10 protein-coding genes are annotated in these 13,750 nt (G+C 37.7%); all 10 read right to left on the bottom strand.

All coding sequences use genetic code 11. From position 1 onward, the window contains the following. Window positions 1-9: 9 nt before the first annotated feature. The 10 genes from ANG_RS02980 to ANG_RS02935 all read right to left on the bottom strand — a co-directional run bounded on the left by ANG_RS02980 (window position 10) and on the right by ANG_RS02935 (window position 13,703). Window positions 10-1,077 carry an ABC transporter ATP-binding protein gene (locus tag ANG_RS02980; protein ID WP_020999798.1) on the bottom strand — a complete coding sequence of 356 codons (1,068 nt, stop codon included), beginning with the start codon at window positions 1,075-1,077 and terminating at the stop codon, window positions 10-12. Between the two features lie 8 nt (window positions 1,078-1,085). Continuing rightward, entirely contained in the window at window positions 1,086-2,012 is a 927-nt protein-coding gene (oppC, locus tag ANG_RS02975) for an oligopeptide ABC transporter permease OppC (protein ID WP_003035531.1), read from the bottom strand. Then, on the bottom strand, window positions 2,012-3,508 hold the full coding sequence (locus ANG_RS02970) for an ABC transporter permease (RefSeq protein WP_003035572.1): 1,497 nt from the start codon (window positions 3,506-3,508) through the stop codon (window positions 2,012-2,014). The genes oppC and ANG_RS02970 overlap by 1 nt, the downstream gene beginning before the upstream one ends. 376 nt (window positions 3,509-3,884) lie before the next feature. Continuing rightward, window positions 3,885-5,864, bottom strand: a complete 1,980-nt coding sequence (locus tag ANG_RS02965; RefSeq protein ID WP_025271648.1) for a peptide ABC transporter substrate-binding protein — start codon at window positions 5,862-5,864, stop codon at window positions 3,885-3,887. 195 nt (window positions 5,865-6,059) lie between these two features. After that, the gene (locus tag ANG_RS02960; protein WP_003035484.1) at window positions 6,060-8,036 is read right to left on the bottom strand and encodes a peptide ABC transporter substrate-binding protein; all 1,977 of its coding nucleotides are present in this window, start codon (window positions 8,034-8,036) and stop codon (window positions 6,060-6,062) included. 164 nt (window positions 8,037-8,200) lie between these two features. Then, window positions 8,201-8,884: a B3/B4 domain-containing protein gene (locus tag ANG_RS02955; RefSeq protein ID WP_025271647.1), complete on the bottom strand. Its 684-nt coding sequence runs from the start codon at window positions 8,882-8,884 to the stop codon at window positions 8,201-8,203. Between the two features lie 233 nt (window positions 8,885-9,117). Next, entirely contained in the window at window positions 9,118-10,728 is a 1,611-nt protein-coding gene (locus ANG_RS02950) for a CTP synthase (protein ID WP_025271646.1), read from the bottom strand. A gap of 182 nt (window positions 10,729-10,910) precedes the next feature. Then, window positions 10,911-11,498: a DNA-directed RNA polymerase subunit delta gene (rpoE, locus tag ANG_RS02945; RefSeq protein WP_003035581.1), complete on the bottom strand. Its 588-nt coding sequence runs from the start codon at window positions 11,496-11,498 to the stop codon at window positions 10,911-10,913. Window positions 11,499-11,735: 237 nt separating this feature from the next. After that, the gene (gene tig, locus ANG_RS02940; RefSeq protein ID WP_025271645.1) at window positions 11,736-13,019 is read right to left on the bottom strand and encodes a trigger factor; all 1,284 of its coding nucleotides are present in this window, start codon (window positions 13,017-13,019) and stop codon (window positions 11,736-11,738) included. 120 nt (window positions 13,020-13,139) lie between these two features. Next, entirely contained in the window at window positions 13,140-13,703 is a 564-nt protein-coding gene (locus ANG_RS02935) for a TIGR01440 family protein (protein WP_003035446.1), read from the bottom strand. Window positions 13,704-13,750: the final 47 nt, after the last annotated feature.

Raw genomic sequence — 13,750 nt, 5'->3', positions numbered from 1 at the left:
TCCTTCCTCCTAGGCGTCTAAATGGGCAAAGCCCATTTTTGAGCTAATTTTTTCGTGTAAATCATCAATAACAGCTGGCTTATTCACTTTTGGAGCATTCTCATGTAACAACCATGTTTTTGCCCAGTGGGTATCCGTTACATATATTTGAGGTGGCTTCTCTTCAAAATCAATTTCCATAGCATAATCTGAACGCAAGGCAAATGCATCTCCTTGTAAATGTGAATAAAGAGATGGCGGCGTTCCAGGAATTGAATACAACTCACCCTTATCATCTGCCAACTGAGGCAGACTAGATAACAAACTCCAAGTGTAAGGATGACGTGGATCGTAAAAGACTTCTTCTACTGTTCCGTATTCAACGATTTCACCAGCATACATAACCGCAACCTTATCTGCAATACTTGCTACCACTCCCAGGTCGTGGGTGATAAAAATAGTTGTAAATTCATATTCTTGCTGCAAAGATTTCAACAAATCAATGATTTGTGCCTGAATCGTAACGTCAAGCGCTGTCGTTGGTTCATCACAGATAAGGATATCAGGGCGACAAGCAAGCGCAATAGCGATAACAATCCGTTGACGCATTCCTCCTGAATATTGGAATGGGTATTCATTAAAACGCTTTTCAGCATCAGGAATGCCGACCTTATTCATATAGTCAACAGCCATTTCTTTTGCTTCTTTTGGCGTTTTCTTTTGATGCTTGATAATCACTTCTGTAATTTGGCTACCAATTGTGTTAATAGGATCCAAACTCGTCATCGGATCTTGGAAGATTGTTGCAATTTTAACACCGCGTATAGGTTCCCAATCTTTATTAGACTTCAATTTTGTCAAATCTTGTCCACGGTAATCAATCGTTCCTTGAGCAACTCGACCATTTTCCTCTAACATTCCTGTAAATGTCTTTGTCAAAACAGACTTACCAGAACCAGATTCTCCTACAAGTGCAAGAACCTCACCTTCGATAAGGTCAAGCGAAACACCACGAATGGCTGTTAAGACTTTATCACGAACGTCAAATTCCACGACAATATCGCGAGCAGTCAATATTACATTTTTTTCTTGTGTCATATTTACTCCTATCTATGTGTACGTGGATCACTAGCGTCCGCTAAGTTTTGACCGACAACGAACAATGAAAGAGAAACCAAAATCAAGGTTGTCAATGGAATCCAGAAAAGATACGCATTTGTTGTCACGTTTTGTGAATAATCTGAAATTAACCGTCCCAAACTTGGCACCGTCACAGGAAGTCCCAAACCAAAGAAAGACAGAAAAGCTTCGTATGAAATGAAACTTGGAAGTAATTGTGAAGCAGTTGTAACAATCACAGAAACCAACTGTGGCATAATATTTTTCACAATAATTTTAAGCGTTGGCGTTCCCAATGTACGACTGGCGAGGTTGTATTCTAAATCACGATAACGTAGAATTTGGATACGAATCGTATAAGCAATCCCAACCCAACCTGTGATGGTCATAGCAAAAATCAAGTTCCAGAAACCAGCACCAATTGAATAAGTCAAGACAATGACAATCAAGAGAGATGGGATGTTAGAAATGATATTGTACACTTCCATCATGATACGGTCAACGGTTTTTGAAATTCCCCAGATACCACCAATCACAATACCAATAACTAAGTTAATCACGGTTGCAATGACAGAAATGAGGATGGAGTTACGAGCTCCAAACCATACTCCGTCAAAAAGAGATTTCCCGTTGCTATCTGTACCAAACCAATATTGACCGTTTGGTTTAATATAACGCGCACCGAAATCATTCACCTTGCTGACATCGTTAAAGTCAAAATCTGAGAAAATCGGATAAATGAAACTCATCAAAATAATAGCGACCAAAATTCCCAACATGATAACTGTTGATTTCTTTTTTAGGAACTGACGCATAACTGACTTCCAGTAAGAATAGGCTGGAGCATCAATTGTTTCAGAGGCAAAATCATCGCGTTTGACAAATTGGAACTTAGTCTTATCAATTGTAGCCATTATTTACCTCCTTTTGATGTTAATTTAATACGTGGGTCAAGTACTGTCATCAGAATATCACCCAATAGAAGAGCGAAGATAGAAAGACAAGTAAAGATAAAGACAAGACCAACGACCATAGAATTGTTTGAAGCTTTAACAGAGTCAATCAACATCTTACCCATACCAGGGAAAGCAAAGACTGTTTCAGTCAAAGTTGCACCTGTGATAACTCCGATAATAGCACCAGGTATACTGGATACAAGTGGCACCATAGCATTTTTGAAAATATGTTTATTAGAAATTTCTTTTTCAGAAAGACCTTTTGCACGTGCAAAACGAACAAAATCTTGTGATTGCAAGTCAATCATATAACGGCGAATCCACACTGCTGTCCAAGGCGCACTCAAGAGTCCAAGAATAACTGCCGGCAACACATAAGAGCGCCAATCACCTGCTCCCAAAATAGGGAATGAATCAGGTAAGCCAATCGCTGAACCAATCAAGCGAATGATATAAACCAAGGCAATAGTTGGCAGTGACATTAAGAAAGTCAAAGCACCGGTTGAAATACTATCAAACAATGTATTCTTAAAGCGAGCCATATAAGATCCAAGTGGAACGGCGATTAAGTATGACAAGGCCAAACCAATCAACCCAACAATAGAAGAGCTCACAATCATAGATGGATATTGATAATTGCTCTCTGTCGCCGTATAAGGATCATCTTTTCCGTAATTAGCAACATCGCGTGCATCGGCTTGCTTTGGAGACTTATATGTACGTGTATAAATATTAACAGATGATGTTTTCTTTCCTGTTGGAAATTGAACTTCTGATGTCTTCGTTTGACCTTGCCCTTGTGAAATAACCTGTAAAACAGGAAGATTAGCATAGGTCGGATAAGAAGTTCCTAGATTTAATCTTACAAAATTTTGGTGGATAAATGGAAACTGACTATTGAAATATAATAAATATTTATGTTTCGTTCCAGAACCAACAACAGACCAACCAATAGCAGGATCATTTTCAATGCGAATATAACGCTTCAAATTCGGATTAGAAGCATCTTTCACAGCACCTGTATGGTCAATTTGAATCAAATTACCATAGAAACCAAGAACGCGTTCATAGACTGGAACTTCACGAGTTGCATAAAATTGCTTGCTTTCTTTAAATTGCTGCAATTTCCAACCGCGTCCCAGCTTTTTGATGTAAGCTTCATAGATTTTTTTATTTGCATTAGTAGGTTCTACTGTTACAGAGGAATTCTCTTTACTAGCTTTTTCTTGCAATTCCTTCGTATCATAGTAGTCAATGTAACCCATGCGCTCAAAAATCGTATTTTCGTAATTGGTCTTTTTATCAGGAGTTGTTGCTATTTTGTTATAGTTTGGATCCTGTTTGAAAATCAACTTCCTAGGCACCATGGTATAGATAATGGTGTAAGTCAGCGTTGTTACCATGAAAATAGATACTAAAGAGCGTAAGATACGCATAAAAATATATTTCTTCATTTACCGTTTCCTTTAAAATCCCAAAAGAACTTTCCCTCCTGTTAGAGAAAGTTCTGATGAGAAGTTTATTTTACATGATCTGCTAATTCTTTTTGTATTTTAATGATTCAGCATGAGTCACATCAGATATTCCACTTTAATAACTATGGTTAAGTTATTAAACATAACCTGTCAGCCAAGACCGAAGGAACTGATAGAGAAATGCCACGCGTCACGACAAATACCTATTTTCAATTTTAGAATACCTTCAATTTTTAAACTGATTGTTTAAAATTATATCACAATTCTGGTTAATTGTAAAATCAATTGTCAGAATATTTTTATCATAATTGAACTTTTTTTGTTTTTCTGTTAAATTTTATCTAATTTTTTTCAATTATTTAACATGATTTGCAAGTTCTTCTTGAGCCTTTTTATTAGACTCTGTGCGCTTTTTATTCCATTTTTCCATTGCCTTCTTGTATTGATTTTGAGTCACAGGCTCATCTTGGATTTCAAGGTATTTATAGAGAATTGTTTCACTATTTCCCTTGTTTCCTGACCAAGCAAAGGCATTACTAAATGGTACTGTACGAGAAAGAATTGGGCGACCCGTTAGTGTTGTTGTTGGAATGACCAATGCATTATCAGTCAACCAAGCTTGGGCTGCAGCATATTTTTCATAGCGTGCATTCGTATTGTTGGTTTCTTTTTCAGCCTCATTCAACAACTTTTCATATTCGTTCATACCAACTTGTGCTGCAGCAGCGTTGTTCGTGCCTGCATCAAATCCTAGATAGGTCTTAGTGCTTTCACCGCTTGAAGGTTTGATAACATCAAGATAGGTAGATGGGTCTTGGAAGTCTGGACTCCAACCAACATTATCAGAAAGATCCCAATCTTCTGCCGCTGCGGATTCGGCAAAGTAAGTGATATTATTCACGTCGTCTTTAGACATTTGTTGAATATCAATCACAACATTTTCTTTCCCAAGATTTTTTTCAATAGATTGTTTCAATGATTGCACACGTTGAACTTTATTAGTTGCTGTTTGGTCAACTGGCATATCAATGTGGATTGGGAATTGAACGCCATCTGCTTGAAGCGCTGCTTTCGCTTTCGCTAATTTTTCTTTAGCTTTAGTTGGATTATAAAGCCCATCTTGCGCATCATTTAAGTTGACATCTTTCCAACTTTCATCGTAGCCAATCAATTTTTCTTTGACCAATTCTACAAAGCTCTTGTCATCTGTTTGAACAAACGTTGGTGGTACAAAGAGATTACGGAGCATCTTCGTCGCACCGTCTTTACCATTCACCTGTGATGCATAAGCAGTGCGGTCAAATGCAAAGGTAATCGCTTGACGGAAATCCTTGTTTAGCAAAGCTTTCTTAGTAGAAGTTTTTTGAGCATCTGTTGTCTTTGAAGTGTGATTGTAAGATTGACGATCAATATTTGTAGCTACTAAGTAAGTTGTTGCATCTTGTGGAGTATAAACGATGTTGTTTTTGTATTTCTTGCTGACAGAAGCATAACTTGGGCTAGTTGGAAATACTTTAGCATTGGTAAATGAGCCATCACTAAATCCTTTAGCAAGTTTGTCTTGGTCTTGACCATCATAGTAAGACAGCTTGATGTTGTCAATGTGCACATTTTTCTTATCCCAGTAGTTTGGATTTTTAGCAAATTCAACAGACGATTTCGCTGTGATAGATTTCAGCAAGTATGGACCATTATAAAGAAGACTAGATGGGTCTGTTGCTTGTGCAAATTTATTGCCTTTTGATTTCAAAAATTCTGCATTAACTGGTGCTAGAACGCCCATTGTTGTTTTAGAATTCCAAAAGCTTTCTGGTCGATTAAGCGTGTATTGAACCGTGTAATCATCAACTGCTTTGATACCGACAGAAGAGAAATCTTTATTTTCACCCTTCATGTAAGCATCCAAGCCTTTAACAGAATCTTGCACCAAGTAAATAGCATCAGATTTATTATCCGTAGCATATTTTAAGCCTGTCACAAAGTCTTGTGCCTTAACTTCTGCATACTCTTCACCCTCTGATGTGTACCATTTCACACCCTTACGAAGTGTATAAGTATAAGTCAAGCCATCCTTGGAGACTGTCCAATCCTTCGCTACAGAAGGAACTAGATTTCCGTAACGGTCATTTTCCAAGAGTCCGTCAATGACATTACTGGTAAGATTTGCAGTAGCTGCTTTCCCAGTTGTCAAATAGTTCAGGTTATCTGGATCTTGCTCATAAATATATGAGAATGTTTTGTTCCCCGAGCTTGTTTTAGAGCTAGAACAAGCTGCTAGAGCTCCTGTTGCAAGCAAGGCTAGCGCTGCAAGGGTAATGATTTTACTTTTCTTCATGAATATTCCTCCCAAAATCATTATTTTTATACATTCTAGCACACAAACAGTAAAAAGTAAATAGAATTTTCTAAATTTTATGACATATTTTGAAAGCTGATTTAATAAGGTTTATATTAATCTATTAACCTTTAGAAATAAAAAAAGCAGGTTTTCCTCACCTTTTAGTGAGTTTTACCTGCTTTTATCATTGTATTATTTTACATGATCAGCTAATTCGTCTTGAGCTTTTTTGTTAGATTCAACTTTTTCTTTTTGCCATTTCTTCTTAGCTGCTTCATAGTCTTTCTTCGTAACAGCATCTTTACCGACTTTAATGTATTTATAGTAGGTTGAGCTACCTTTGCTACCTGTTTGTGCAAACGCACCTGAGAATGGTTGAAGACGTGACACAAATGTTCCTGCACCAGTTGAAGCCATTGTTGGTAAGACAAGTGAACTGTCTGTTAACCAAGCTTGTGCTGCTGCATATTTTTCATAACGTTTTGCAATGTCTGTTGTTTCTGCACCTGCTTCATCGACTAATTTATTATATTCGTCCAAGCCAACTGCTTTAGCACCAGCATTTTCACTACCAGAGTCAAATCCAAACCAAGTTTTCGTATTATCAGAAGATGTTGATTTCAAAATGTCAAGATAAGTAGATGGATCTTGATAGTCGGGACTCCAACCAACAGCGCCTGAGATATCCCAATCTTCGCCAGCTGCATTTGGAGCATAGTAAGTGACGTTGTTAAAGTCATCTTCTGACATCATGTTCAAGTCCATGACAACATTTTCTTTACCAAGTACTTTTTCAACAGACTGTTTCAAAGATTGCATACGAGCAACATAGTTCTTAGAAGTTTCTACAGTAGGAACATCTAAATGGATTGGGAATTTCACACCTTGAGCTTGCAAAGCTTCTTTTGCTTTTGCAAATTTTGCTTTTGCTTTTGTTGGATTGTACAAGCCATTTTGTGAATCAGCTAGTTTGACACCCTTCCAGTCATCGCCATAGCTTGCTAATTTTTCTTCTACAACATCACTAAATGATTTTTCACCAACTTGAACAAAATTTGATGGTACAAACATGTTACGGATTGCTGTGGCAGCACCATCTTTACCATTTACTTGTGCTGCATAAGATTCGCGGTCAAGTGCAAAGTTCAAAGCTTGACGGAAGTCTTTGTTCAACAATGCCTTTTTCGTTGAATTTTTTTCTTCATCTGTTTTCTTAGCCGTATGGTTGTAAGATTGACGGTCAATATTAAGGGCTAAAGCAGCCGTTCCAGAGCCTGCTTCTGCTGTATAGATATTGTCCTTGAATTGTTTTTCAAAAGTTGCAAAGTTTGAACTTGTTGGGAAGAGGCGTGCGTATGAGTATGCCCCATCTTTGAAATTACGAGCCAATGAGTCTTGGTCTTGACCATCATAGTAAGCAAGTTTAATGCTATCAACTTTTACTTTATCTTTATCCCAATAATGTTTGTTTTTCACATATTCTACCGCAGATTTTGCTGTGATAGCTTTCATCAAGAATGGTCCATTATAAAGGATTGAGTTAGGGTCTGTTGATTGACCAAATTTATTTCCTTTAGATTTCAAAAATTCGGCATTGATTGGCCACATAATGGCAGAGGTTGTCTTAGAATTCCAATATGGTTCTGGCTTGTTCAATGTATACTGAACAGTATAATCATCAACTGCTTTCACACCTACCGTTGAAAAGTCTTTTGTTTGACCATTCACGTAAGCATCTAAACCTTTAATTGAGTTTTGAACCAAATAAAGCGCCTCAGATTTTTTATCGGCAGCATGTTTCAAACCAGTTACAAAGTCTTGCGCTTTAACTTCTGCGTATTCTTCCCCTTCTGATGTGTACCATTTGGCACCCTTACGAAGTTTATAAGTATAGGTTAAACCATCTTTTGATACAGTCCATGACTTAGCCATTGATGGTACAAGATTTCCATATTTGTCATTTTCTAACAATCCGTCAACTCCATTTGTCACAAGATCGCTAGTGGTTGCTTTTCCTGACGTTACATAATCCAAAGTTTCTGGATCACCAGAATACACATAACCAAATTTTGTTTCAGCCGAGTTTGATTTCGAACCCGAGCAAGCTGTTAAAAAACCAGCAGTTAGTAGGGCTACCCCTGCTACTGCAATAATTTTACTTTTTTTCATAGGTACCTCCGAAAACTATGATATATTCTAATTATACTATATCTTACTAAAAAGTAAAGAATTTTCAAACAAATCTTTTACTAAAAAATGTGATTGTATTCCAAATGCCTTCAAAAAACAGATTTGCTTCTCGTATCTTATTGATGGATACATTGCTTTTTAGGTTATTTCCCCTCTGGGTGAATGACATACGTTTCAAAATCCAGATTCGGCATACATTCTGCTAAATCGTTCTCAATGCGATTGAGTGCTTCTAAACGCATTTCAACAGATGTATGAGCATTTCCTTGAATGATAAAAATGGCATTTTTTGTCTCATCATCAAATTTATAATGTTCTCCATCACGAACGTCCAACCACGCTAGAATACCTTTCTTGTCACGATAGACGTAATCCGTGGGAGAAACGTGTTTTTCCGTAGATAAAATCGGCAGAAAAACGTCTTCATTTTGGCTAACAGTAAACTCTATCTGCTCCTCTATTTTATCCAAATCATGTCCACCAATAGCTAGTAAAGAATGCAAAGATTCGACATTGTAAATATCAATAATACTGTTAATATGTGGAATAGAACCACGATGTCGAATATTCCGAATAAGCGCCAAAACGGTAGGAGGATTCTTCTTGACACTACGTCCAACACTTTGCAACAAATCTTTGTAGCCTTGAATGACTGGAGCATCAGACACCTCATCGATATCGCAATTCAATGCCCACTTTTCCATCTCTTTTTGCTTTTTCAAAAATGAAGCGGATAAAGGCGCATGTGGATCTACATTTTTGGCAATGCCAATTACCACATTTTTAATTCCAAGCGCTACGATACTTTCATCAAGTATAAACTTCATCATGATCTACCTCCGGATAATAATTTAGAGAATTAATTAACTATTAAATCCTTTGCAAAAAGTCTTATTTTATTACTAAACCACTGCTTTTTATGACAATCTAGTTGTAGATTTCATTTAAAATCTTGCACCAATTTGTTATACTGATAAGACTTTCTATTTATAAAAGATATTAAAAAGATTGGAATAGGCTCCAGATTGTGATACCAATCATGGAAGCCTGTCCCATTCTATTATTTTTCACTATTTTCAACCGCAGCTGTGACAAAAGCCGTATAAAGTCCTTCTGGACGATTAGGGCGGCTGGATAATTCTGGGTGGTATTGACACGCCACAAAGAATTGATTTTCTGGAATTTCTACAATTTCCACCAGACGATTATCAGGTGAAACTCCTGAGAAGACAAATCCTGCGTCTTCAAATTGTTGACGGAATTCATTGTTAAATTCGTAGCGGTGGCGGTGACGACGCTGAACAACTTCTTGATTGTCATAAGCTGCAGCAGCTTTGGAACCACGTTTCAACTTAGACGGATACAGTCCTAAGCGAAGCGTACCTCCCATGTCTTCTACATCAATCTGATCACGCATCAAATCAATAACAGGGTACTTCGTATCAGGATTTAATTCTGAAGAATTAGCATCTTCAAATCCTAGTACATGGCGAGCAAACTCAACACAAGTCAACTGCATACCAAGGCAAATTCCAAGCATTGGCACATCATTTTCACGCGCATATTGAATGGTCGCAATCTTTCCTTCGGTTCCGCGATGACCAAATCCACCTGGCACAATAATACCGTCTGCATCTTTCAACAATTCGGCGACATTTTCCGTTGTGACATCATTCGCATTGACCCAATTCAGCTTGATTTCTGCATCATTGGCATAACCAGAGTGCTTGAGAGCTTCTACAACAGAGATATAAGCATCTGGTAGTTCCACATATTTCCCAACAAGCGCAATTTTCACTTGTTTCTTCAAGTTCATGACTTTATCAACCATAGCAGACCAATCTGTCATATCTGCTTCTGGCACGTCCAACTTCAAGTGATCACAAACGATTTGGTCCATGTTTTGTGCTTGCAAATTCAGCGGAATTTGATACAAATGTTCCACATCTAGCGACTCAATCACTGCTTCTGGTGCTACGTCACAAAATTGCGCCAATTTATTTTTAATATTTTGACCTGCTGGCTTTTCAGTGCGAATGACCAGCATATTCGGTTGAATACCCAGACCACGCAATTCTTTTACAGAATGCTGAGTGGGCTTCGTTTTCATTTCCCCAGCAGCTTTCAGATAAGGAAGCAATGTCGTGTGAATATACATTACATTATCTGCACCGACATCTGCCTTCATTTGACGAAGAGCTTCTAAGAATGGCAAACTTTCAATATCTCCAACAGTCCCCCCCACTTCTGTGATAATCACATCAGAGTCGGTTGTCGTTGCAGCGCGTTTAATCTTTTCTTTTAAAGCATCTGTAATGTGTGGAATGACTTGAACAGTTGCTCCAAGATATTCACCTTTGCGCTCTTTTCGAAGAACTTCACTATAAATCTTACCCGTTGTGACATTTGAATATTTATTTAGGTTAATATCAATAAAGCGTTCATAGTGCCCCAGATCCAAGTCTGTCTCTGCACCGTCGTCCGTCACAAACACTTCCCCATGTTGGTAAGGACTCATCGTTCCTGGGTCGATATTGATATATGGGTCAAACTTTTGAATGGTTACCTTAAGACCACGGTTTTTCAAAAGACGACCAAGACTTGCTGCCACAATCCCTTTACCGATCGAACTAACTACACCACCTGTAACAAAAATATATTTTGTTGCCATAAATACTCCTTATCTAAAATACAACGTCCATTGCTTTTTAAGACGTGTTCATGAATAGCAAAACAAAAATAGCTCCCTAGAGCTAGGGAGCTTCGACTTCTTAAAAGAAGTGCCCGATATTATAATATCGCAGAATAAAACTTTTGTCAAATAAGAAAATAAGAATATATCATTAAATTTGACTATTCTTCATCTTCTCCATCTACTTCATCGTCAGAATAATCTTCGTCCTCTTCATTGAGTTCGACTTCTTCACCTAAATCATCAGGTGCAATTTCATTGATTTCAGCATCATACGCTTCAACTTCACTCTTCTCGTCGTCCGGATTGTCCTCGTCATAATTAAGGGCAGGGTCTGCTTCGTATGAGTCTTCATCTTCTGGATCATCGTCATTGTAATCAATGGCATCTTCATCTCCGTCCATAAAGGCGTTCACACGTTTCTTCTTCCGTTTCTTCGGAGTTTCTTCATCATCTTCTTCAAGTGTGATAATTTCTTCATCCACCTCGTCAATCGCATACCATGAACGCAAGCCCCATTTGTTATCTCCAAGAGGAATGAAACTGCCGTCTACATTTAGCTCTGTATAAAAAAGTGGCAAGGCTTCACGAATATCACTATTTGATTTTTCAAGGTAATTTTGAATTTCATTGACAAGATCATTAAAATACATTTCATGATGACGACCACGCGTTTCTAAGATAGCACGCGCTACTTCAATCATAGAAAGTTCACTTTTTTCTTGTCCAGCAAATACTTCTAATTCCAAAGTCGATCTCCTTTTAAGTCTGAGGGTTTCTGCCCTGTTGGCTCTCAAATATTTAATTTATTGAATTTTTCGCTACTTTTTATTGTACGATAAAAATCTTCTTTCGTCAAAAGAATTTTATCCTCTATTCAAGAAAATCACCATTTTTACCAAAATGACTTCCGCTTTTATATAAAAAGAAGCAAAAAGGCAATCCAGCCAATTCTCTGACTGAACTTGCCTTATGTTATCGCTCGATTATTTTACTTTTGCAGTACTTGTAATCAATTCAACGGCTTTTTTAATCACAATATCATGTTTCAACATATCTGCTGAAAGAAGTTGACGAACGCGTTCTACTTCCATATTGTAATCAGCGGCAAGAGAAGCAATTTCTGCTTCAATATCTTCATCACTTGCTTCAAATCCTTCTGCTTTCGCAACAGCTTCAATCACAAGGTTTGTCTTAGCACGTTTTTCAGCATCAGCTTCATGTTGCTTGTGAAGATCTTCTTGCGTTGTACCAGTAATTTGGAAATACATATCTGGTGAAATACCTTGACGTTGCATGTTTCCAAGGAATTCATTTACAGAGCGGTGAACTTCTTCGTGAACCATTTCTTCTGGCAACTCAACGATTTCTGCATTTTCTACTGCAAGATCAAGCGCTGCAGATTCGACTGCGTCATCAAAAGCAATTTCTTTTGATTCAGCTAATTCTTTGCGGTATTTTTCTTTTAATTCGTCAAGTGTTTCAACATCTTCATCAATGTCTTTCGCTAGTTCATCATCTAGTTCTGGAACTTCTTTTTCTTTGACTTCATGAATGGTTGTAACAAACTTAGCATCTTTACCTGCAAGGTCTGTTGCTTGATAGTCTTCTGGGAATGTCACGTTTACTTCTACTGTTTCACCAGCAGCATGTCCAACCAATTGATCCTCAAAACCTGGAATGAATTGACCGCTTCCGAGTTCAAGTGAGAAGTTATCTCCTTTACCGCCGTCAAATTCAACGCCGTCAACTGTTCCAACAAAGTCAATCACAACTGTGTCGCCATTAGCAGCCTTGTCTTCTTTTAATACAAGCTCTGCTAAATTGTTGCGTTCGCGTTCAATTTTTGCGTCTACATCTGCGTCAGATACTTCTTTAGAGACATCAACAGACACTTCTAGATTTTTATATTCACCTAATTTTACTTCAGGTTTTGTAACCACTTCAGCGGTAATAGTCCAATCTTGACCTTTTTCCATAGAAGCTACGTCAAATTGTGGTTGGGCAACAACTTCAATTTCTGCTTCTTTAACTGCAGCTTCATAAGCAGCTGGGAGAAGGGCGTTCAGTGTGTCTTGGTAAAGAGCTTCTTCCCCAAATTTTTGGTTAAACACCGGACGAGGAAGATGACCTTTACGGAAACCTGGTACATTCAGAGTTTTCTTAACTGAGTTAAACACGCGATCCAATTCTGGCTTGATTTGTTCTTGACTGATTGTAAATGTCAAAACTCCGCGATTTGTTTCTTTGTTTTCAAATGATACAGACATTCTGTCATTTCTCCTTAAAATTTATTGAATACAATCAATTATACCATAAATACACGTTATTTCACAAATTTTCTAATGAAAAATTTAACGATTTTTCCGTCCATTTGCTGATTTTGCTCTTTATGCTTTCCGAATTTTATCTTTTTGGTAAGCAGCTCGCGCTCCACCGATTAGCTTTGGACGACTGGCAAGCGCAGTCACATGCGCTTCTCCTAGTTCTCGTAAAATTGGTCGTACTGGAATTTGGACGTGTTTAATATGCATACCAATTGCCGTATCTCCGACGTCCATCCCTGCTTGAGCCGTAATAAATTCCACTTCAACTGGGCTGTTCATATATTTAAAAGCTGCTAATTGACCACTTCCACCAGCATGAAGAGTTGGCAAGACATTGACAATTTCCAGGTTTTGTTTTTGCGCTAATTCTTTCTCCACGACCAAAGCGCGATTCACATGTTCGCAACCTTGAACAGCTAAATAAAGACCACGCTCGGATAACAACTCCAGCATAGTTTTTACAATAACTTCTCCCACTTCTTGACTGGAATTTTTTCCAATATGTCCTCCAATCACCTCACTGGAAGACAAGCCCAGTACAAAAATATCACCGGAAGAAAGAGCTGATTTTTCTAAAACATCTGTTAAAATGATTTGTGTTTGTTTTTTCAATTCTTGTAAATCCATGATTTCACCTCGTTTTAATTGTATTATAAATGATTTTTATCGCTTTT

Source organism: Streptococcus anginosus subsp. whileyi MAS624 (assembly GCF_000478925.1).
Lineage (GTDB): Bacteria > Bacillota > Bacilli > Lactobacillales > Streptococcaceae > Streptococcus > Streptococcus whileyi.
Note: the sequence above shows the minus strand (reverse complement) of the source record. Positions and strands in the feature narration are given on the sequence as shown.